General features: G+C 62.2%; 22 protein-coding genes. 8 read left to right on the forward strand and 14 right to left on the reverse strand.

Going from position 1 to position 19595, the window contains the following annotated elements; genetic code table 11:
- Nucleotides 1-34: 34 nt before the first annotated feature.
- Nucleotides 35-1093 carry a 3-isopropylmalate dehydrogenase gene (gene leuB / locus IEW00_RS06015; protein WP_188513472.1) on the forward strand — a complete coding sequence of 353 codons (1059 nt, stop codon included), beginning with the start codon at nucleotides 35-37 and terminating at the stop codon, nucleotides 1091-1093.
- On the opposite strand, the gene purD is transcribed toward leuB, so the two are convergent.
- Nucleotides 1090-2358: a phosphoribosylamine--glycine ligase gene (gene purD / locus IEW00_RS06020; RefSeq protein ID WP_188513473.1), complete on the reverse strand. Its 1269-nt coding sequence runs from the start codon at nucleotides 2356-2358 to the stop codon at nucleotides 1090-1092. The two genes, leuB and purD, sit on opposite strands and share 4 nt — an antisense overlap.
- Here purD and xseA point away from each other — a divergent pair.
- The 3 genes from xseA to IEW00_RS06035 all read left to right on the forward strand — a co-directional run bounded on the left by xseA (nucleotide 2357) and on the right by IEW00_RS06035 (nucleotide 5092).
- Nucleotides 2357-3838, forward strand: coding sequence for an exodeoxyribonuclease VII large subunit (gene xseA, locus IEW00_RS06025; RefSeq protein ID WP_188513474.1), 1482 nt, complete (start codon nucleotides 2357-2359; stop codon nucleotides 3836-3838). The genes purD and xseA overlap by 2 nt on opposite strands.
- A gap of 119 nt (nucleotides 3839-3957) precedes the next feature.
- On the forward strand, nucleotides 3958-4161 hold the full coding sequence (locus IEW00_RS06030; RefSeq protein WP_188513475.1) for a DUF2093 domain-containing protein: 204 nt from the start codon (nucleotides 3958-3960) through the stop codon (nucleotides 4159-4161).
- Between the two features lie 4 nt (nucleotides 4162-4165).
- Entirely contained in the window at nucleotides 4166-5092 is a 927-nt protein-coding gene (locus tag IEW00_RS06035; RefSeq protein ID WP_229736844.1) for a M23 family metallopeptidase, read from the forward strand.
- 187 nt (nucleotides 5093-5279) lie between these two features.
- Here IEW00_RS06035 and IEW00_RS06040 read toward each other — a convergent pair whose 3' ends face one another.
- Together IEW00_RS06040 and IEW00_RS06045 are read right to left on the reverse strand one after the other, a co-directional pair.
- Nucleotides 5280-5573: a hypothetical protein gene (locus IEW00_RS06040; protein ID WP_188513476.1), complete on the reverse strand. Its 294-nt coding sequence runs from the start codon at nucleotides 5571-5573 to the stop codon at nucleotides 5280-5282.
- A gap of 129 nt (nucleotides 5574-5702) precedes the next feature.
- Entirely contained in the window at nucleotides 5703-6230 is a 528-nt protein-coding gene (locus IEW00_RS06045) for a hypothetical protein (RefSeq protein WP_188513477.1), read from the reverse strand.
- A 286-nt stretch (nucleotides 6231-6516) separates the two neighbouring features.
- Here IEW00_RS06045 and IEW00_RS06050 point away from each other — a divergent pair, with 286 nt between their 5' ends.
- Entirely contained in the window at nucleotides 6517-9402 is a 2886-nt protein-coding gene (locus IEW00_RS06050) for a TonB-dependent receptor (protein WP_188513478.1), read from the forward strand.
- Nucleotides 9403-9743: 341 nt separating this feature from the next.
- Here the strand turns inward: IEW00_RS06050 and ruvB are convergent, their stop codons facing one another.
- From ruvB to IEW00_RS06095, 9 genes are all read right to left on the reverse strand, one after another.
- The gene (gene ruvB / locus IEW00_RS06055; RefSeq protein ID WP_188513479.1) at nucleotides 9744-10766 is read right to left on the reverse strand and encodes a Holliday junction branch migration DNA helicase RuvB; all 1023 of its coding nucleotides are present in this window, start codon (nucleotides 10764-10766) and stop codon (nucleotides 9744-9746) included.
- Entirely contained in the window at nucleotides 10763-10885 is a 123-nt protein-coding gene (locus IEW00_RS17670) for a type II toxin-antitoxin system RelE/ParE family toxin (protein ID WP_188513480.1), read from the reverse strand. Before IEW00_RS17670 ends, ruvB begins: the two co-directional genes overlap by 4 nt.
- Before the next feature lie 172 nt (nucleotides 10886-11057).
- Entirely contained in the window at nucleotides 11058-11297 is a 240-nt protein-coding gene (locus IEW00_RS06065) for a ribbon-helix-helix domain-containing protein (protein WP_188513481.1), read from the reverse strand.
- Between the two features lie 300 nt (nucleotides 11298-11597).
- A complete protein-coding gene (gene ruvA / locus IEW00_RS06070; RefSeq protein WP_188513482.1) occupies nucleotides 11598-12197 on the reverse strand; it encodes a Holliday junction branch migration protein RuvA in 600 nt (199 codons plus the stop codon).
- Nucleotides 12198-12236: 39 nt separating this feature from the next.
- A complete protein-coding gene (gene ruvC, locus IEW00_RS06075; RefSeq protein ID WP_188513483.1) occupies nucleotides 12237-12719 on the reverse strand; it encodes a crossover junction endodeoxyribonuclease RuvC in 483 nt (160 codons plus the stop codon).
- A 222-nt stretch (nucleotides 12720-12941) separates the two neighbouring features.
- The gene (locus IEW00_RS06080; protein WP_188513484.1) at nucleotides 12942-13685 is read right to left on the reverse strand and encodes a YebC/PmpR family DNA-binding transcriptional regulator; all 744 of its coding nucleotides are present in this window, start codon (nucleotides 13683-13685) and stop codon (nucleotides 12942-12944) included.
- A gap of 69 nt (nucleotides 13686-13754) precedes the next feature.
- Nucleotides 13755-14249 (reverse strand): arsinothricin resistance N-acetyltransferase ArsN1 family B, encoded by a 495-nt coding sequence (locus IEW00_RS06085; RefSeq protein ID WP_188513485.1) that lies wholly within the window; start codon nucleotides 14247-14249, stop codon nucleotides 13755-13757.
- Between the two features lie 21 nt (nucleotides 14250-14270).
- Nucleotides 14271-14516, reverse strand: coding sequence for a DUF2312 domain-containing protein (locus IEW00_RS06090; protein ID WP_054134403.1), 246 nt, complete (start codon nucleotides 14514-14516; stop codon nucleotides 14271-14273).
- 67 nt (nucleotides 14517-14583) lie between these two features.
- A complete protein-coding gene (locus IEW00_RS06095; protein WP_188513486.1) occupies nucleotides 14584-14916 on the reverse strand; it encodes a DUF1244 domain-containing protein in 333 nt (110 codons plus the stop codon).
- An 80-nt stretch (nucleotides 14917-14996) separates the two neighbouring features.
- Here IEW00_RS06095 and pyk point away from each other — a divergent pair, with 80 nt between their 5' ends.
- The gene (gene pyk / locus IEW00_RS06100) at nucleotides 14997-16487 is read left to right on the forward strand and encodes a pyruvate kinase (RefSeq protein ID WP_188513487.1); all 1491 of its coding nucleotides are present in this window, start codon (nucleotides 14997-14999) and stop codon (nucleotides 16485-16487) included.
- Between the two features lie 122 nt (nucleotides 16488-16609).
- Here pyk and IEW00_RS06105 read toward each other — a convergent pair whose 3' ends face one another.
- Both IEW00_RS06105 and ykgO read right to left on the reverse strand, forming a co-directional pair.
- A complete protein-coding gene (locus IEW00_RS06105; RefSeq protein ID WP_188513488.1) occupies nucleotides 16610-17233 on the reverse strand; it encodes an HAD family hydrolase in 624 nt (207 codons plus the stop codon).
- 113 nt (nucleotides 17234-17346) lie between these two features.
- On the reverse strand, nucleotides 17347-17472 hold the full coding sequence (gene ykgO, locus IEW00_RS06110) for a type B 50S ribosomal protein L36 (RefSeq protein WP_003046794.1): 126 nt from the start codon (nucleotides 17470-17472) through the stop codon (nucleotides 17347-17349).
- Between the two features lie 91 nt (nucleotides 17473-17563).
- Here ykgO and IEW00_RS06115 point away from each other — a divergent pair, with 91 nt between their 5' ends.
- Nucleotides 17564-18352 carry a DUF4136 domain-containing protein gene (locus IEW00_RS06115; RefSeq protein ID WP_229736846.1) on the forward strand — a complete coding sequence of 263 codons (789 nt, stop codon included), beginning with the start codon at nucleotides 17564-17566 and terminating at the stop codon, nucleotides 18350-18352.
- Complete coding sequence (locus IEW00_RS06120; RefSeq protein ID WP_188513489.1) at nucleotides 18349-19509, forward strand: M14 family metallopeptidase; 1161 nt, start codon at nucleotides 18349-18351, stop codon at nucleotides 19507-19509. Before IEW00_RS06115 ends, IEW00_RS06120 begins: the two co-directional genes overlap by 4 nt.
- Nucleotides 19510-19595: the final 86 nt, after the last annotated feature.

The following is a 19595-nucleotide window of genomic DNA, read 5'->3' on the forward strand; positions in this document are numbered from 1 at the left end:
CTATGCGCGCGGCGATAACTGACAGGGATAGCCCATGAAAATTGCAATTCTTCCCGGTGACGGCATCGGGCCCGAGATCATGGCCGAGGCGGTGCGGGTGCTGCGCGCGCTCGATTTGCCGGGAATGGAATTGCACGACGGGCTGGTCGGTGCCGCCGCGTGGCGCGTGCACGGCCATCCGCTGCCGCCCGAGACGCTGGCGCTGATGCACGCCTGTGATGCCTTGCTGTTCGGCGCGGTGGGCGATCCCGCCTGTGATGGCCTTGAGCGCCATCTGCGCCCCGAACAGGCGGTGCTGGGGATGCGCAAGGAACTGGGCCTGTTTGCCAACCTGCGTCCGGCCAAGGTTTTCCCGGGGCTCGAGGCGCAAAGCTCGCTGCGGCCCGAGGTCGCAGGCGCAATCGACCTGATGATCGTGCGCGAGCTCAACGGCGACGTCTATTTCGGCGAAAAGGGCATGCGCGAAACGGCGGATGGCCAGCGCGAGGGCTATGACATCATGTCGTACAGCGAGAGCGAGGTGCGCCGCATCGCGCATGCCGCCTTCCGCACCGCGCAGGGTCGTTCGGGACGGCTGTGCTCGGTCGACAAGGCCAATGTGCTGGAAACCTCGCAGCTCTGGCGCGATGTGATGATCGAGGTGGCGGCCGAATACCCTGACGTGACGCTCGAGCATATGTACGTAGACAATGCCGCGATGCAGCTGGTGCGTGCGCCTGGCAAGTTCGACACCATCGTCACCGGCAACCTGTTCGGCGATATCCTCTCGGATCAGGCGAGCATGTGCGTCGGCTCGATCGGGCTGCTCGCCTCGGCCTCGCTGGGCGCGGAGCAGACGGCTTACGGCACCAAGGGCGCCTACGAGCCGATCCACGGCAGCGCGCCCGATATCGCGGGTAAGGGGTTGGCCAATCCGGTCGCGATGATCCTGTCCGCCGCGATGATGCTGCGCCACAGTTTTGGGCTTGAGGCTGAGGCCGCGCGGATCGAGGCAGCGGTGGCGAGCGCGCTCAACGCAGGCGCGCTGGGCGCTGATCTGGGCGGAACGATGGGGACGGTCGCGATCGGCGACGCGGTGCTGGCAGCGCTTTAACCCCGCTCGCGCGCGACTTCGCGCCAGCCGATGTCGCGGCGGCAGAAGCCGGTGGGGAAATCGATCGCATCGACGGCAGCATAGGCGGCGGTTTGCGCTTCAGTGACGTTGCTGCCCGTGCCGGTGACGTTGAGCACGCGGCCGCCGTTGGCGACCAATGCGCCGTCCGTCAACGCGGTGCCTGCGTGTAAGACCTTGGCGCTGCCGGTGTCGCCCAGCGTGATCGCGCCGCCCTTTTCGGGGGTGCCGGGATAGCCCTTGGCGGCCATCACTACGGTCAGCGCATAGTCGTTGGAGAAGCGGGGAGGGGGGCAGCTGGCCAGCTCGCCTTTGGCGGTCGCGAGCAGCAGTTCGGCCAGATCGCTCTGCAGCCGGGTCATCAGCACCTGGCATTCGGGGTCACCGAAGCGGCAGTTGTATTCGATCAGTCTGGGGCCTTCGCTGGTGAGCATCAGCCCGGCGAACAGCACGCCCGAATAGGGCATGCCCTCGGCGGCCAGCGTTGCGACGGTAGGCGCGATAATTCGCTCCATAACCTGCGCTTCCAGCTCGGCGGTCAGCACCGGCGCGGGGCTGTAGGCACCCATGCCGCCTGTGTTCGGCCCGGTATCGCCTTCGCCCACCCGCTTGTGGTCCTGCGCCGATCCGAACGCGACGATCGCGCTGCCATCGGTGATCGCAAAGAAGCTCGCCTCTTCGCCCGTCATGAACTCCTCGATCACGACTTCGGCCCCGGCATCGCCAAAGGCGCCCGCGAACATATGCCCGATCGCGTCCTCGGCTTCCTCGGCGGTTTCGGCGATAATCACGCCCTTGCCCGCAGCGAGGCCATCGGCCTTGATCACCACCGGCAGGTCGAAATCGGCCAGCGCCGCGCGGGCCTCTGCCGCATGGCTCGCGCGGACATAGCGCGCGGTCGGGATGTTTGCGCGGTCGCACAGGGCTTTGGTGAAGCCCTTGGAGCCTTCGAGCTGCGCGGCCTTGGCCGAGGGTCCGAAAACGGGCACTCCGGCGGCGCGCAGGCTGTCGGCGAGGCCATCGACCAGCGGCGCTTCGGGGCCGATCACGACCAGCCCGATGGCATTGTCCGCACAGAACGCCGCAACCGTCGCATGATCGGTCACGGTGAGGTCGACGCAGGTGGCATGCTCGGCTATCCCCGGATTGCCGGGTGCGGCGAAGATGGTTTCGACCTGCGGGGATTGCGCCAGTTTCCAGCACAGGGCATGTTCGCGGCCACCGCTCCCCACCAACAGGATATTCATGCCCGACCCCTTTTCAGATGATGCCAACTCGCGTTCCGGCGGGCTGTTAGCCCAGATGGCGCCAGGCGACAACGCCCCGCCGCTGTCGGTTTCGGAAATCTCGAACCTGCTCAAGCGCACGGTGGAGGACCGCTTTGGCCATGTCCGGATTCGCGGTGAAATCTCGGGGTTCAAGCGCGCCGCATCAGGGCATTGCTATCTCGCGCTCAAGGACGACAAGGCGCTGATCGACGGGATCATCTGGAAGGGTACGGCGCAGCGGCTGAACTTCGCGCCCGAGGACGGGCTGGACGTCATCGCCACCGGCAAGCTGACGACCTTCCCCGGGCGGTCGAAGTACCAGATCACGATTGAGTCGCTCGAACTTGCCGGCGAAGGCGCGCTGATGCAGCTGTTCGAAAAGCTCAAGGCGCGTCTGGCGGGCGAAGGGCTGTTCGATTCAGAACGCAAGCGCGCGCTGCCGTTTCTGCCGCGCACCATCGGGGTGGTGACATCGCCCACCGGATCGGTGATCCGCGATATCCTGCACCGGCTGGCGGACCGTTTCCCCAGCCATGTGCTGGTCTGGCCGGTGCTGGTGCAGGGCGAGGGCGCTGCCGCGCAGGTCGCTGCTGCCGTGCGCGGCTTTGGTGCGATGCCCGAGGCGTCGCGGCCCGATCTGCTGATCGTCGCGCGCGGCGGCGGTTCGATCGAGGATCTGTGGGCATTCAACGAGGAGCCAGTGGTCCGCGCGATCGCCGAAAGCGTGATCCCGGTGATCTCTGCCGTCGGGCACGAGACCGACACTACGCTCGCCGATTTCGCCGCCGACAGGCGCGCGCCGACGCCCACCGCGGCGGCCGAAATAGCGGTGCCGGTGCGCAGCGACCTGCTGGCGTCGCTGGGTGAGCTTGGTCTGCGCGCTGCCCGCGCGACCAACCGGGCGCACAGTCTGGCACGCGAGCGGCTCGATGCGCGCGCTCAAAGGTTGCCCAGGCTGGCTGACCTGCTCAGCCCGCAGCAGCAGCGCGCCGATGATCTGGGCGAGCGACTGCGCGCGGCGCTGGGGCTGCGGCTCGCGGATGCGCGTGGCACGCTTGCTCGCGCCTCAGGTGCGCTCAGGCCTGCGGTGCTCGATGCCCGGGCGGGGCTGGGGCGCGAGCGGCTGGCGCGGTTGCGGCTTGAGCCTGTCATGCTTGAACGCATCACCACGCGGGCGGCCGAGCGGCTTGCCGGGCTCGAGCGGGTGCTGGCACAGCTCGACCCCGATGCGCCGCTGCAGCGCGGCTATGCGCGGGTGGCCGCTGCCGATGGGCGGACGTTGCTCGATCGCGCGGATGCTGCCAGCGAACCACGGCTGCTGCTGCATTTCCGCGATGGCGTTCTGGATGTCGTCCCGGCGGACGGTTCCACAGATGGTCCTGCCTCGCCGCCTGCGCGAGCCGCGCCACCGCGCACCAGAGCTAAGGCCGCAGAGCCGCGCCAGTCCAGCCTGTTCTGATCCAAGGCCAGGATTTGCGCCGAAGCGCCCAATCTTATACGATGACGAAGAACACACAGTTCGGGTCCTCCAGGAACCGGTAAACCTGCGATACAGAAATAATGGAGCATGATCCCACAATGCTGATGTCCAACCGTGATCGGCCTGCGCGCCTGCACTATATGCCCAACGGCTTTCGGCTGCTGAGCCCTGGCGACCATGTGCTGTGTGCCGAAACCGGCCACCGGATCGATCTGGAAGACCTGCGCTACTGGAGCGTTGAGCGGCAGGAGCCATATGCGACCTGCGAGATCTCGGTCCGCGCCGCGCTGGGCAAGGGTTGATCGTATGGCGCGCACCGGCCTTGCCACGAGCCTGATCCTTGCAAACCTGGCCGGACCGGCGTTGGCCCAGAACACGCCTGCGGCACAGGAAGTACAACCGGTAATCCAGCAGGGCGATGGACCCGACTTCCTGACCCGGCCGTTCGGTGCTGTGCGCCCGCTGCAGAGCGGGATTCGACTGAACGCAGCGCCCATGCAAGGCGCCTTGTTGCGCGGGACCGCACCCAAAGGCGTTGTCGGTCTCGATCTGGACGGGGTCAAGGTTCCCTTGGCCGAGGATGGCGCATTCGTGATCGGCTTCAATCGTGACGCAGCGGCGCTGGGCGTGTTGACGGTCAGCTTTGCCGATGGTGAGGTGGCGACCGAGCCGCTGGCGATTGAACCCAGGTCCTGGCGCAGGGAATTCATCGCGGTGGCGGCTCGTGGCGGAATGCCAAGCGAAGCCTTCATGGCGCGGCGCAGGCCCGAGCTCGAAATGATCGCTGCGGCGCGGCTGCGCAATTCGGACAGCCCGGGCTGGCGTCAGCCGTTCATCTGGCCGGCCAAGGGCAGGGTGTCGGGGATATTCGGTTCACAGCGCATCTATGCGGGCGAGCCGGGGGCGTTTCACAGCGGTGTCGATGTCGCAGGCCCTATCGGCGCGCCGGTCGTGGCACCTGCAGACGGCGTGGTCATCCTCGCTGCACAAACCCCGTTCTCGCTTGAAGGCAATCTGTTGATGATCGATCACGGAATGGGCCTCAACAGCGCGTTCCTTCACCTCTCGTCGATTGACGTGAAAGATGGCGACCGTGTGCGCCAGGGTCAGCAGATCGGCCGTATCGGCGCAACCGGGCGCGTCACTGGCCCGCATCTGCATTGGAGCATGAAGTGGAACGATGCGCGGATCGATCCGCAGATGCTGGTCCCGCCGATGGGGACCCAGAAATAGCCCTGGCCTGCAATGGGACTGGCCTAAACTAGGATCGGCCCAAACTAGGATTGGCCTAAATTCGTGCGGTGCTGAGGCAGCGCATAGCATGTCCGCGAGCTGACCTAATCGAAACTAATCCAAACAACCGCTGGCGAGCCCGAAGTCAGCGCTTCGGAAATCGCCAGCAAGTTATCCAATAAGCCAGTCAGGTGCCGGAATTTGCGGCACCAGCCGTGCCACCGCGGGTAAAGCCGTCAACGCCTTCTCTGGCGCCGTCCTGCAAGCGATTCCAATCGCGCTGCGTCATGCAGGTCTTTTTCTTTGCGAGTCTTGATCCGGTTGCAATAGACTTGCGACAGATCATCTTATTTTCATCTGCGGCGCCACTGGCTTCGTCGTCAGCGGCTGCAGCGACCTTGGTGACTGCTGGTGCGTCGGCTGCGTAAGCAACCGTTCCGGTTGCACACGTCAGAATTGCAAATGCAAAGAGTGATCTCATAAATATTGCCCTCATCGCAGGCCCGGAAGTCGGGGGTTGGGGATCGCAGGATGGTATGTGCGCAGGGTGCTGTTGTCAAATGCTGTGGTGCAGCATTGCTGACGGCGCATTGCTCGCGCGACCACGCAATTACTGAACACGAATCGCCTTAACCGCGCGCCGTCCTTTGATTTTGACAAAGAAGCTTCCGATGGCACCCGCCTTGATATCGATGTTGTCTCCGACATTCGGATTGAAAGGAACGGGTTCGGTCGTCTGCCAGAACGCGCCTTCGGCGATCTCGATCAACCAGCGGCCGTTTCGCTGCTGCTGTACACTCTTGATGGTCGTTTCAAGTGACGAATCAGGGCCATCGGTCTGGCTGCCGAAAAGCGAAAGATCAGGCAGCCGCAGGCCGAACAGCGATCGCTTGGTCTTTTTGACCTCGGTTTCCTCGACAACGTACACCTGTTTGGCAGAAACCGCGGCCGAGAGTTTGGCAGCGGCGTCGTCATAACATGCAAGGCGGGCAGTGCTATCGGTGACGGTCCGACAACGCTCGAGAGCCTGGAAGATCTCTGGCGAAGGGAGGGCGGGATCATTTTGTTTCGATTGGGCCGCCGCAGGTAGGGTCAGACACAAAGTCCCGGTGGCGGCGACGATTATGGCAAGGCGCATGTCAATATCCTGCTTTGGCGAAGAGCCGATCTGCTCAAGTCTTGTTGCTTGTTGGTGCGTGTCGCAACGATTTTTTCAGGCATCCGGCCAGAGGGTATGCCTCAGAATAGATTGTGACTTATTTGCTACACCCGGGAGAAAAGGCAACGCTAACCCCGTCAAATGGTTGCACGACGCCGCAATCTCCCCCTAAACCCAAGGTCAAGATGGCGCAACAAGCCATCGGCAACACATACAGGTTTCATTCGCGACGCTGACGTTGCGGGCATCCAAGGGGAAACGTCATATGACATCGATTTTCAAAACCGGCCTCCTTTCGACGAGCATTCTCGTCGGAGCAGTGGCGGTTGCAACTCCAGCGTTCGCGCAGGAAGTGCAGGAAGAGCAGGCTGCTGCCACCAATCAGGGTACGATTGTCGTCACCGGTTCGCGCATCAGCAATCCCAACCTCGAACAGTCCAGCCCCGTGCTTTCGATCGGTTCTGACGAATTCGATTACCAGCAGTCGGTTTCGGCTGAAGAACTGCTGCGCGAAATTCCTGGCGCCGTTCCCAGCATCGGCCCCGGCGTGAACAACGGCGCAAACGGTTCGGCAACGCTCAACCTGCGTGGCCTGGGTTCCAACCGCAATATCATCCTGATGGACGGTCAGCGTATCGTTCCTGCAACCCTAGGCGGCGTTACCGACCTTAATATTATTCCCGTTGCTCTCATCGAGCGCGTTGAAGTGTTCACCGGCGGTGCATCGACCGTATATGGTGCCGATGCTATTGCAGGTGTTGTCAACTTTATTACCAAGAACGACTTCGCAGGCATTGAAGCCTTTGCTGGCTTTGGCGTTGCCGAGCAAGGCGACGGTCAAACCTTCCGTACCGACCTGACCATCGGTGCCAACTTCGACGACGGTCGCGGTAACGCCGTGTTGAGCGTCGGTTATGCAGATACCGACCCTGTTTTGCAGGGCAACCGTGCCATCGGCCGTGAAAGCCGCAGTTCGGTAACTGGCCTTCCGCAGGGTTCGGCAACTGCCACCCCCGCGTCGATCCTGTTCCCATTCACCGGTAGCGTGAATGCCGATGGTACTGGGTTTGACGTTGGCACCTTGACCAACTTCAACTTCAACCCGCTAAACGTCTTCCAGACCCCGCTCGAGCGTTTCAGCGTGTTCGGCAAGGCGCGGTATGAAGTCACCGACAACATCGAGCTGTATACCAGCGCGCTGTATACCAAGAACACCGTTCGTCAGATCATCGCGCCTTCGGGCTCGTTCTTCTCGGCATTGAGCGTTCCGCTCAGCAACCCGTTCCTTACGCAGTCAATGCGTAACCAGCTCTGCACGTCTTCCGGAATTACCGCTGCCGAATGCGCTGTTGCTTCGACTGCAGCTCCCGGCCAGGCAGGTTATCGTGAAATCAATACCCAGATCGGTCGTCGTTTCACCGAAGCCGGTCCGCGTTTGACCACTTTCACCACGCAGACATTCCAGGTCACTGCGGGCGTCCGGGGTCAAATCACGGATAGCCTCGGCTTTGACCTGAACGGAACCTACGGCGAGTCGTCGCGTGTTAACACCGCCCTGAACCAGGGTTCGCGCGATCGTCTGCAGCAAGCGCTTCGCGCACAGTCGACAGATGCTTGTAATGTGAACACCGGCGGATGTGTTCCGTTTGACCTGTTTGGGATTGAAGGCAGCATCACGCCTGAAATGTTCAACTTCATCAACGTTCCGACCTTTGCATTTACCGACACCGCGCTTGCCAACGTACAGGGCACGATCAGTGGTGACTTCGGTGTGACCAGCCCGTTTGCGAACGAACCGATCGGCATCGCTGTCGGTGGTGAATATCGCAAGTATTCGGGCTCGTCGTTCGGTGATGGCATCTCGTCCCAGCCAGGTGCAGTTCTGGGTGCGGGTGCTGCTGCTCTGCCGATTTCTGGTTCATATGACAGCTACGAAGTCTTCGGCGAAATCAACATTCCGCTGGTTCAGGACCGTCCCTTCTTCCATCTTCTGTCAGTTGAAGGCGGCGTTCGCTATTCGGATTACTCGACATCGGGTGGCAACTGGACATACAAGGCTGGTGCAACTTGGGCACCGATTGAAGATATCCGCTTCCGCGGCGTATTTTCGCGAGCCGTTCGTGCGCCAAATCTGGCTGAACTTTTCCAGCCCGAAGTAGTGCAGCTGTCTAACCGGTCAGTTGACCCCTGCCAGGGTACGCTCGCTCAGATTGCTGCTCGCGGTGTCAGTGCGGCAGTTTGTGCCGCATCGCTTGCGCAGTCGGGCTCTCCCGCCGCCGCGCTGGGTAGCATCCCGGCACCTGTTGCTGGTCAGATCAACACGACCTTTACCGGCAATCCGCTGCTGGATCCGGAACGTGCAAATACCCTGACCGTGGGCGCCGTGATCGAGCCTCGCTTCCTGCCCGGCTTCACGATGACAGTGGATTACTACGATATCGATATCACTCGGGCCATTAGCTCGCCTTCGCAGGCGGACGTTATTGACACTTGCTATTTCAATAACACAAATGCCGCCGAGCCAGCTTGCTTGGCGATCCTGCGTAACCCGCTCACCGGCGGTCTGAGCGGTCCGAACGATACCACATTTGGACCTTTCCTTGGCCTTTCCAACCGGGGTGCGATCGAAACCAATGGTATCGATCTCAGCTTGAATTATCGGACGGACCTCGACTTCGCTATTCTGAACTTGAACTTCAACGGCAACTGGACGAACACTTCGAAGTTCCAGGCAACCGAGATCTCAGTCAACCGCGAGTGTGTTGGCTTCTACAGCGTTGCTTGCGCTAGCTTGCAGCCTGAATTCAGCTGGAACCTGCGTACCACGCTGAGCTTCGAAGCGGTGGATGTGTCGTTCCTGTGGCGTCACATTGACGGTATGGAAGTCGAGCCTCTGCAGAACACCACACCGACATCGACGTTTGACGCATACGAAACTATTCCTGCGTACGATTACTTTGATCTGTCGATGCGTTTCGCCATCACGGACAACCTGCGCGTCACAGCAACGGTCTCCAACCTGTTCGACAAGAATCCGCCTGATGTTGGTAACACCATCGGTTCGACCTCGTTCAACAGCGGCAACACCTTCCCGTCGACCTACGACGCGATCGGTCGCCGGTTCAACGTTGGCGCGACAATGCGCTTCTGATCGTAACGATCAGATTGATCTCAGAAAGGCAGCGTGTCGCAAGACGCGCTGCCTTTTTTTGTTGCGGTTCGACATTTCAGCGAATGGCCAGGCCATACATGTCAGAGGTCTGACATGAAATTGAGCTGGTAAGTGCTCCGGTGTTTGCAAAGCTCTACAACGAGCGCAGGGCGAACAGATCACGATGCGGATAAAGCACCCCTAAGATCTGTTATCCATTGGCCGCGTTATGCTCTGTATTTCGCCCGTTAATGGGGTTTGTTCCGGGAGCTCGGTCGAGGCACGCAAAACAGGTTGTGTAACGGTCCTTGCCAGATGCGTAGCTGGCGGAGGCCCAACCCCTAGAGGTCGAACAGGCCTTCCTGCGCGCCTTCGGGCGGGTTGAGGCCGAGGTGTTTCCAGCCGCGCGCATTTAGGCAGCGGCCGCGTGCGGTGCGGGCGATCAGACCGAGCTGGATCAGATAGGGTTCGATCACATCTTCGATCGTGTCGCGCGGTTCGGACAGGCCGGCGGCCAGCGTCTCGACGCCCACAGGACCACCGCGATAGATGTCCGCGATCATCATCAGATAGCGCCGGTCCATTGCGTCAAGCCCCAGCCGGTCGACCTCGAGCCGGGTGAGGGCGGCATCGGCGGCGCGCGCATCGACCATCGGCTGACCCGCGACATTGGCAAAATCGCGCACCCGGCGCAGCAGCCGTCCCGCAACGCGCGGGGTGCCGCGTGCGCGCCGGGCGATCTCGGTCGCGCCATCTGCGGCAATGCCCAGGCCCAGCAGCCTTGCAGCGCGCGTGACCACCGCTTCCAGTTCCTCAACCGTATAGAAATTCAGCCGCACCGGGATGCCAAACCGGTCGCGCAAGGGCGTGGTGAGCAGCCCCTGCCGGGTTGTCGCGCCGATCAGCGTGAAGGCAGGAAGGTCAATCCGCACGCTGCGCGCCGATGGCCCTTCACCGATGATCAGGTCCAGCGCGCGGTCCTCCATCGCCGGATAGAGCACTTCTTCGACCACCGGATTGAGCCGGTGAATCTCGTCGATAAATAGCACATCGCCTTCTTCGAGGTTGGTGAGCAGGGCCGCAAGGTCCCCGGACTTGGCGATGACCGGGCCGGACGTCGCACGAAACCCCACGCCCATCTCGCGCGCGATGATCTGCGCCAGTGTGGTCTTGCCGAGGCCGGGGGGGCCAAACAGCAGCACATGGTCAAGCGCCTCGGACCGTCCGCGCGCCGCTTCGATAAACACCCGTAGGTTATCGCGCGCCGCCGCCTGGCCGATAAACTCGGCCAGCGTCTTGGGACGCAGCGCGGCATCCTGGTCTTCAGGGATGCGGTCGGGGGTGAGCAGGCGGTCTGTGGTCATTGTTCTGCGGTCATTATGCTGGGTACGTCTCTGGCATGGTGCAAAATGCGAACGATCAGAACTTCGTCATCCGCGCCGCGAAAATAGATGCGATGCGACTTGTACCCGAAACTGCGCATTGCGAAACCCAGACGTTTTTCAGATGTACCAATTAGCGGCCATTCCCGCAGCTAGCCGAAGGTCGCCCGCAGCCCGATCAGATACTGGCGGGTTGTGACAGTGCCGAAAGCGGCTTTGCTGTAATTCCTGATGTCGCGCAAATCTTCCTGCGCCGCGGCAGCGATGCGCAGCCTAGCCACGCAGATCGGGGTCTTCGGCCATGATCGCGTCGAGAACGTCTTCGGGCTCGGCATCTATGATAGGTGAGGCAAGCCCTTCCTCTATCCGGGCTCGAAGCCAGGACGTGTCGGCCTGATCACGCCGCAGCAGGTCGTGCATATACTCGGCAGCATCGGCGTACTGGCCAAGCGCGACGCGTTCGTCGATCCACTGCTTCAGGGCAGGCGACACCGAGATGGTCATGTCGGTCATGGGGCAGAAATATAGACGAACGCGGGGCCAAGTCCAGCGATGGCGCTTCACTGCGCTGCTAAAGATAACTCAATGCTGCGGGGGGATGGCAGATGGTGGCGTGGGCTTCTTTTTTTCCATCTCATCCAGATTGCGTCTGATCGCAGCATCGGTTTCATCAAGATTGCAAGCCAAGGCTTCGGCATTAATTGTTCACAACAACGGAACGGTAGGCAAAAGTCCCAGGGCATGCGGAGGCAGGCGTTGCTGAGACCGCACCCAAGCCGAGGCTAAAGGTGAGCAGCCATAGCTTGCCTGCCATCACCGCGCCGCCTTCTTCAGCGCCAACCGCACCAGTGCATCCAGGCTTGCGCCATCGCCCAGCTCCTCTTCCGCGCCAGCCACGGCGCGGGCCGCGTCAGCGGGCTTGAAGCCCAGGTTCTGCAGCGCGGAGACCGCGTCGGCGGCGTGGTTGCCGACCAGGGCGGGGATGCCGATGCCGGCGGGGCCGAGCGACAGTGCGCCCATCTTGTCCTTGAGCTCGTTGACGATGCGCAGCGCCAGCTTGGGGCCTACGCCTTGCGAACGCGCGATCATCGCCTTGTCGCCTTGGGCTACAGCGCGGGCCAGTTCTTCTGGGGTGAGCGCGGAGAGGATGGCGAGCGCCACCTTTGATCCCACGCCCTGCACGCCGGTGAGCAGGCGGAAGCCATCGCGCTCGCTGGCCGAAGCAAAGCCGATCAGCCGCATGTCGGTCTCGCTGACCTGCATTTCGGTGTGCAGCACGACCCTGTCGCCTTTGCCGGACAGGCCCGAAAGCGTGCGTGACGAGGCAAACACCAGATAGCCGACACCGCCGACATCGATCACCGCGTGATCATGCCCCATGCTGTCGAGTGTTCCGGTGAGTTTGGCGATCATGTGGACACTTTCTGCTCGCTTGCGCGCGAGACGAGCGGGTTAGCGCAGTTTTTCGCGCCCCGCCAGATGCGCATGCGTGATCGCCACGGCCAGCGCATCAGCCGCATCGGGCCCTGCAATTTTCACCCCGGGCAGCAGCACCTTCACCATGGCATCGATCTGCGCTTTTTCAGCCGCGCCGGTGCCCACGATCGCCTTCTTGATCAACCGCGGCGCATATTCGCCGACGCTCAGACCCGCACGCGCCAGGCCCAGCAGCAGAGCGCCCCGTGCCTGCACCAGCTTGAGCGTCGATTGGGGGTTCTTGTTGACGTAGATTTCCTCGATCGCCGCGCTGTCGGGCCGATAGTCGGTGATGATCGCCGCCAGCGCGGTATCAAGCTCCAGCAGGCGCGAGGGCAGCGCGGCTTTGGCGTTGGTCTTGATCTGACCGTTGGCGATATGGCTGAGCCGGTTGCCCTCGGATCGGATCACCCCCCAGCCAGTGGTGCCAAGCCCGGGGTCAATGCCAAGGATGATCATCTAAAGCCCCTCCCCTTCAGGGGAGGGGTTGGGGTGGGGAAGTAACTTCCCAGGCCACCGATCTGGCATCGTGTTCAATTTTTCCAGAATGAGGTCCAACACTGCTTCGAGGCATTGTCCCACCTCGTGGTTGCGTAAATCCTTCGCGAACAATGCCAATCGAACATTGTTGTCCATTCCCCACCCCAACCCCTCCCCTGAAGGGGAGGGGCTTTTTTTGAGCTACCCCAGCTTCTCCATCACCTCGTCGGAAACCTCGTAGTTGCCCCAGACGGTCTGGACGTCATCGTCATCGTCCAGCGCATCGATCAGCTTGAACAAGGTCTGCGCATCGGCTTCGGCGACATCGACGCGGACCTGCGGGCGCCAGGCCAGCTTGACGCTTTCGGCTTCGCCCAGCGTTTTTTCCAGCGCACCGGACACGGCGTGCAGGTCTTCCATGTTGGTCCAGATGTCGTGGCCATCTTCGGTGGATTCGATGTCGTCGGCGCCAGCCTCCATCGCGGCCTCGAGCACCTTTTCCTCGTCACCGGCGCTGGCGGGATAGGTGATCAGGCCCATGCGGTCGAAGCCGTGACTGACCGCACCCGATGCGCCAAGGTTGCCGCCATTCTTGCTGAACGCGGTGCGCACGTTGGTTGCGGTGCGGTTGCGGTTGTCGGTCAGCGCCTCGACGATCAGCGCGATGCCCGCCGGGCCATAGCCCTCGTAGCGGATCTCTTCATAGTCTTCGCCGCCGGCGGCCGATGCCTTGTCGATCGCGCGCTGGATGTTGTCCTTGGGCATCGACTGTGCCTTGGCGGCGTTGACCGCGAGCCGCAGGCGCGGATTCATGTCAGGATCCGGCATGCCCATCTTGGCGGCCACGGTGATTTCGCGGCTGAGCTTGGAAAACATCGCCGAGCGCTTTTTGTCCTGCGCGCCCTTGCGGTGCATGATGTTCTTGAATTTGCTATGGCCTGCCATGGCGGAGTTCTGCCTGTTCAGTTGAGTGGATGCGATTGCTGGTGCGCGCCTTTACACTAGCCGGACGGGTCATAGCAACCGCTGCCACCAGCCGACATCGCGCCAGCCGCCCAGCTTCCATCCAACTTCGCGGTAGATCCCCACCGGAACCATGCCCATCGCCTCGTGCAGCGCGATGCTGGCAGCATTGGGAAGCGCGATCCCGGCGAATACCGCATGGATCGAGCGGCTGCGCAGGCGGTCGAACAGGGCGGTGTACAGTGCGCGGCCAAGCCCCTGGCCCTGGGCGGCAGGCGCGACGTAGATCGCGACATCGGCGGAGGTAGCGTAGGCCAAACGGACGCGGTGCGGGCTGGCGTAGGCATAGCCTGCAACTATGCCGTCAAGCTCTGCCACCATCCAGCCGTGCGATTGGCCATAGCTGACGATACGCGCCGCCATTTCGGCGGCATCGGGAGGTTGCGTTTCGAAACTGACCCAGGTGTCGGTGACGTACGGTGAATAGATCGCGGCGAGCGCTGCGCCGTCCGCCCTATCGGCATTACGGATGTGCAGCGCCGCCATCGTGTTCGGTCAGGCGGGGGCTCAGCCCAGGCCCAGAGCCGCTTTGTACGTATCCAGGATCAGTTCCATTTCCTGCCGGTCATGTGGTTCCATTTTGCGCAGGCGCACGATCTGGCGCATGATCTTGGGGTCATAGCCTTGCGATTTCGCCTCGGCATAGGTGTCGCGGATATCGTCGGCGACGCCCTTTTTCTCTTCTTCCAGACGCTCGATGCGTTCGATGAAAAGGCGCAGCTGGTCGTCAGCCGACATGATGGGTTCGCTCATGATATGTCTTTCATTTCGGGTGAGGCGCCAGGCGAATCTCCCGACGCTAAAATGGTGGACCGTCCCCTTAAGGGTGGTCGGCGTTCTTCGCCACGCTTTCCTTCATCCGTGCAAGCTGTTCTTCGCTGGCCTCGCCCTGATAGCGCGACTTCCATGTCGCAAAGTCCATCCCGTAGATCAGTCGGCGGGCAGATTCGCGATCTTCGGCGCCGCCAGCGTCCTGAACCCAGTCTGCCAGACAATTGCGGCAGAACCCGGCCAGACCCATCAGGTCGATGTTTTGCGCATCATGCCGGTGGCGCAGGTGGCTGACCAGACGGCGAAACGCTGCGGCGGCCACATCGTCGGGGATATCGACATCGGACGGAGGGGCAGGCGGGGTAGGGGCGGCATTTGTCATCACATTATTTTCCAGAACGGTTTTGCGATTGGTGACGCTCTGGCCTAAGCATCGCTGAGCTTTTACCGCTGCGACGCACGATGTCGCAGCTCAGACCAGTTCGGGGGATTTCAGTGGGCAGGACTATCGCCAAGCGCAGCCGCAAGGTCAAGATTCTCGCAACGCTGGGGCCCGCCAGCAGCAGCGCCGAAATGATCGAGCGGCTGTTCCGCGCCGGTGCCGATGCGTTCCGCGTGAACATGAGCCATGGCGATCACGCCACGCACGCCAACACGATCAACACCATCCGCCAGATCGAGACCAAGCTGCAGCGGCCGATCACGATACTGTGCGACCTGCAGGGGCCAAAGCTTCGCGTCGGGACCTTCGAAGGCGGCAAGGCCCTCCTCAAGCACGGCCAGCATTTCACGCTCGATTCCAATCCGGCCCCGGGTAATGACGAACGCGCCTATCTGCCGCACAAGGAGATATTCGCCGCGCTCGACAAGGGCCAGAGGCTGCTGATCGACGATGGCAAGATGGTGTTGCGTGTGCTGCGCCCCGGCGAAAGCGAGATCCTGTGCTCGGTCGAAGTCGGCGGGTTCATCTCGGACCGCAAGGGGCTCAATGTGCCCGACAGCCTGGTGCCGATGGCAGCACTGACCGAAAAGGACCGCCGCGATCTGGCGTTTGCGCTGGAAATGGGTGCGGACTGGATCGCGCTCAGCTTCGTCCAACGGCCCGATGATGTTGCCGAGGCGCGCAGCCTGATCGGCGGCAAGGCGGCGCTGATCGCCAAGATCGAAAAGCCTGCCGCGCTGAACTCGCTTGAAGAGATCATCGAGATATCGGATGCGGTGATGGTCGCGCGCGGTGACCTCGGCGTGGAAATGGCGCCGGAAGATGTGCCGGTGATGCAAAAGCGTATCGTCGAGACCGCGCGCCGCTCGGGCAAGCCGGTGGTGGTGGCAACACAAATGCTCGAATCGATGATCACCAGCCCGTCACCCACCCGCGCGGAAGTGTCCGACGTGGCCAATGCGGTGTATGACGGTGCCGATGCGGTGATGCTTTCGGCGGAAACCGCTGCGGGCGAATGGCCCGAGCTTGCGGTCAGCATGATGGACCGGATCGCCACCCAGGTGGAAAGCGACCCCGGCTATGCCGCGCGGGTGCATTTCATCGAGACGCTGCCCGATTCGACCACGGCGGACGCGCTGTCGGCAGCGTGCAGCGAGATCGCCAAGACTGTCCGGGTGAGCGCGATAGTGTGCTTCACCCTGTCGGGATCGACCGCGCGGCGGGTGTCGCGTGAGCGGCCCTCGGTGCCGGTGATGGTGCTCACCCCGTCGCGCGAGACCGCGCGGCGTGTCGGGCTGTTGTGGGGCGCCTATCCGGTGGTGACCCGCGATATCGGCAGCTTTGAAGAGATGATCGGCAAGGGCAAGCGCATGGCGCTGCGGCATGGCTTTGGTGATGCCGGCGGCCGGATCATTGCCCTGGCCGGTGTGCCGTTCGGGACGCCGGGATCGACCAATGTGCTGCACATCGTCACGCTGACCGGCGAGGAACTGAAGGGCTACAACGATTGATAGGCAAGCGGGCGCACAAGCAGCAGCCGATCGCGGATGAACAGCCGCGCCCCGCATTGTCGCGCTTGCACCAGCAGAAACGCGTCAAAGGGGTCTTCGTGCGCCAGGGTGGGCAGCAGCGTTCACGTAGTCACAATATCGAGCAGTCCCCGTGCTGACAGGTCGGCATGCAACGTCTGTGCATCGCGGAAGAGGTGACCCTGCAGGCCGCAGGCGATCGCGCCGTGGATGTTCGCCTCGCGGTCGTCGATGAACAGCGTTCGCGCGGGTTCGATCCCGAAGCGGTCGATGGCCAGGTGGTAGATCGCCGCACCGGGTTTGGTCATCTTTTCGTCGCCCGAAACGACGATGTCCTGGAACAGGTCAAACACCGGCGCGGTGGGGCGAAACTTTCGCCACAGGTCCGATCCGAAATTGGTGATGCCGAAGATCGGAACGCCGAGCAGCGCGAGCCGCTCGACCAGGTCGATCATTCCCGGCACCGGCCCGGGGATCGTCTCCAGCCAGCGGGGCTCGTAGGCCCGGATCAGCGCGTCGTGCTGCGGATGAGCGGCGGCGAGTTCGTCGACGATATCGGCAATGGGACGCCCGGCATCATGCTGGTCATGCCAGTCGAGCGTCAGCACGTTGGTCAGGAAGTGGTCGAGCTCAGCCTCGTCATCGATCAGCTTCGCATAGAGGCAGCGAATGTCCCATCGGAACAAGACGTTCCCCACATCGAAGATGATGGTATCGACCGGCTGCATCGGCTTTCCCCCCAAAACGCCCAAGCAAAAGGCCCCGGAGCCTGCCGGAGCCTTTTTATGGATTTCGCAACTTCAAGGACGTGCGCATACCCTCCGGGTAAGCGCCAGCCGTATCAGCCCTGGCGGGCCTTGAAGCGACGGTTGGTCTTGTTGATCACATAGGTGCGGCCGCGGCGGCGGATCACGCGGTTATCGCGGTGACGATCCTTGAGCGACTTCAACGAATTGCGAATCTTCATGACGTTCAGGCCCTTGATTGAAAACTTTTGAGGCAGCGAAAAACCCAAGGCGACCGCGCGCAACCTACGCGAATGCCGTGCTGGAGCTTCCATGCCGGAAAGCGGCGCGGATACGTGGGAGGGGAACCAAAGTCAAGCATCGCAGCCAATTGCGGAACCAATTTTTATCCGCTTCATTGGTCATTCATCGGAGGTTGCGTTAAGCAGTCTGCAGCGAGCGCGGCTCGCCGTAAAAGAAAAGGGCGCGAACATCATGGGATTTTCATGCACAACCCGCAGCTTTGCGGTGAGCGCTGCTGCCGGGCTGGCTTTGCTGGCAGGTGCCTGCGTTTCGTCGGCAGGTCCCGTCGAGGCGGTGCGCTTTGTGTCGCCCGACCGGTCCGGTGAACTGGGCCGTGGATCGATTCGCGTCGTTGCGGGAGAGGGCATGGATCTGCTGTCGCTTGAATATCGCAGCTATGCGACCGCGGTCGAACGGGAACTGGGGCGCATCGGCTATCAGGTGCTGCCTGTTGGTGCGGCTGGTGGCCGCGATACGCAAACCGCGACGATCCGGGTCGAGCGGAGCGTCCTGGTGCCCGGCGGAGGTCAACGCAATCCGGTGAATGTCGGAGTGGGCGGCGGAACCGGAAGTTTTGGATCGGGCCTGGGTGTCGGCGTCGGCATCAACCTGGGGGGCGCTCCAAAGGAGCGTATTTCGACCGAACTTTTGGCCGATATTCGCTCCGGTGACGGAGCCGTGCTGTGGGAGGGGCGGGCCATGGTTGAAGCCAAGGCCGGCACTCCGATGGCCGAAACCCAGCTGAATGCTGCCAAACTCTCGGAAGGTTTGTTTACAGGGTTCCCCGGTGAATCCGGAGAGACTATCAAGGTCCCATGACTCAAGACAAAATTCCCAGCATTTCTTGCGCCTTCGATTCCGGTAACATCATCGTCCATTCGGTTTCCCCGACGCCATCGGGCAGTTGGCGAGCCGAGCTTGCGATTCGCAAGGACAAGGATTCGGACTTCTTCCAGTGGTTCCACTTCCGTGTTGCCGCACAGCCGGGCGATGAGCTGGAACTGGTGATCACCGGCCTCAAGGACTCAGCCTATCCCGGCGGCTGGCCTGGTTACCGCGCGTGTGTTAGCGAAGACCGGGATTATTGGGGGCGCGCCGAGACAGCCTATGATGCAGACGCGGGCACCCTGACCATTCTCTACCAGATGACCGGTGGCGTCGCCTGGTTCGCCTATTTCGCGCCTTATTCGATGGAAAGGCATCATGATCTGGTCGCCGAGATGGCCAGCCGCCCGGGGGTTCGTCACCACGAGCTTGGCCTGAGCATCGAAGGCCAACCGATCGATTGTCTGGAAATGGGCGAGGGGCCGTTGCAGGTCTGGCTCTATGCCCGGCAGCATCCTGGCGAGAGCATGGCCGAATGGTGGATGGAGGGCGCGCTGGAGAAGCTGACCGACCCTGCCGATCCACACGCGCGAATGTTGCGCAGCAAATGTACTGTTCACGTCGTTCCCAATTTGAACCCTGATGGTTCATGCCGCGGTCATCTGCGGACAAATGTTGCAGGCGTGAACCTGAACCGGGAATGGAACGAGCCCAGCGCTGAGCGCAGCCCAGAAGTTCTGTGCGTGCGCGACGCTATGGACCAGTCCGGTGTGCACTGGGCGATGGACGTGCACGGCGATGAAGCGATCCCGCATGTCTTTATCGCAGGCTTTGACGGCACCCCTTCCTGGACCGAAGACCAGGGCACGCGCTACGAGCGGTTCCGCGATCTGCTCGCCAGCCGCACCCCCGATTTCCAGACCAGCCAAGGCTATCCGCGCGCACCGGCGGGCAGGGCCAACCTGTCGATGTCGACCAACCAACTGGCCGAACGCTTCGGGCCGTCACATGGCTGCGTGGCGATGACGCTGGAAATGCCCTTCAAGGACAATGACGACCTGCCCGATCCCGACCAGGGCTGGAGCCCCGAGCGGTCCAAGCTGCTGGCGCATGATTGTCTGGCGGTGCTGGCGGAGATTATTGCCGCCTGAGTCCACTGGACGCAGGGAACTTGCTGTTCATGGCTCTGCAAGGCGAACTGGCGCATGAATCGATACGTTGATTCTTGGAGGACCGC

Source organism: Blastomonas aquatica, from assembly GCF_014639875.1.
GTDB classification, from domain to species: Bacteria; Pseudomonadota; Alphaproteobacteria; order Sphingomonadales; family Sphingomonadaceae; genus Blastomonas; species Blastomonas aquatica.

Bases quoted from the DNA above. Each gene is read 5' to 3' on its own strand.
- leuB (WP_188513472.1), top strand. From the start codon at position 35: ATGAAAATTGCAATTCTTCCCGGTGACGGCATCGGGCCCGAGATCATG.
- xseA (WP_188513474.1), top strand. From the start codon at position 2,357: ATGCCCGACCCCTTTTCAGATGATGCCAACTCGCGTTCCGGCGGGCTG.
- purD (WP_188513473.1), bottom strand. From the start codon at position 2,358: ATGAATATCCTGTTGGTGGGGAGCGGTGGCCGCGAACATGCCCTGTGC.
- IEW00_RS06030 (WP_188513475.1), top strand. From the start codon at position 3,958: ATGCTGATGTCCAACCGTGATCGGCCTGCGCGCCTGCACTATATGCCC.
- IEW00_RS06035 (WP_229736844.1), top strand. From the start codon at position 4,166: ATGGCGCGCACCGGCCTTGCCACGAGCCTGATCCTTGCAAACCTGGCC.
- IEW00_RS06040 (WP_188513476.1), bottom strand. From the start codon at position 5,573: ATGAGATCACTCTTTGCATTTGCAATTCTGACGTGTGCAACCGGAACG.
- IEW00_RS06045 (WP_188513477.1), bottom strand. From the start codon at position 6,230: ATGCGCCTTGCCATAATCGTCGCCGCCACCGGGACTTTGTGTCTGACC.
- IEW00_RS06050 (WP_188513478.1), top strand. From the start codon at position 6,517: ATGACATCGATTTTCAAAACCGGCCTCCTTTCGACGAGCATTCTCGTC.
- ruvB (WP_188513479.1), bottom strand. From the start codon at position 10,766: ATGACCACAGACCGCCTGCTCACCCCCGACCGCATCCCTGAAGACCAG.
- IEW00_RS17670 (WP_188513480.1), bottom strand. From the start codon at position 10,885: ATGCGCAGTTTCGGGTACAAGTCGCATCGCATCTATTTTCGCGGCGCG.
- IEW00_RS06065 (WP_188513481.1), bottom strand. From the start codon at position 11,297: ATGACCGACATGACCATCTCGGTGTCGCCTGCCCTGAAGCAGTGGATC.
- ruvA (WP_188513482.1), bottom strand. From the start codon at position 12,197: ATGATCGCCAAACTCACCGGAACACTCGACAGCATGGGGCATGATCAC.
- ruvC (WP_188513483.1), bottom strand. From the start codon at position 12,719: ATGATCATCCTTGGCATTGACCCCGGGCTTGGCACCACTGGCTGGGGG.
- IEW00_RS06080 (WP_188513484.1), bottom strand. From the start codon at position 13,685: ATGGCAGGCCATAGCAAATTCAAGAACATCATGCACCGCAAGGGCGCG.
- IEW00_RS06085 (WP_188513485.1), bottom strand. From the start codon at position 14,249: ATGGCGGCGCTGCACATCCGTAATGCCGATAGGGCGGACGGCGCAGCG.
- IEW00_RS06090 (WP_054134403.1), bottom strand. From the start codon at position 14,516: ATGAGCGAACCCATCATGTCGGCTGACGACCAGCTGCGCCTTTTCATC.
- IEW00_RS06095 (WP_188513486.1), bottom strand. From the start codon at position 14,916: ATGACAAATGCCGCCCCTACCCCGCCTGCCCCTCCGTCCGATGTCGAT.
- pyk (WP_188513487.1), top strand. From the start codon at position 14,997: ATGTCGCAGCTCAGACCAGTTCGGGGGATTTCAGTGGGCAGGACTATC.
- IEW00_RS06105 (WP_188513488.1), bottom strand. From the start codon at position 17,233: ATGCAGCCGGTCGATACCATCATCTTCGATGTGGGGAACGTCTTGTTC.
- ykgO (WP_003046794.1), bottom strand. From the start codon at position 17,472: ATGAAGATTCGCAATTCGTTGAAGTCGCTCAAGGATCGTCACCGCGAT.
- IEW00_RS06115 (WP_229736846.1), top strand. From the start codon at position 17,564: ATGCCGGAAAGCGGCGCGGATACGTGGGAGGGGAACCAAAGTCAAGCA.
- IEW00_RS06120 (WP_188513489.1), top strand. From the start codon at position 18,349: ATGACTCAAGACAAAATTCCCAGCATTTCTTGCGCCTTCGATTCCGGT.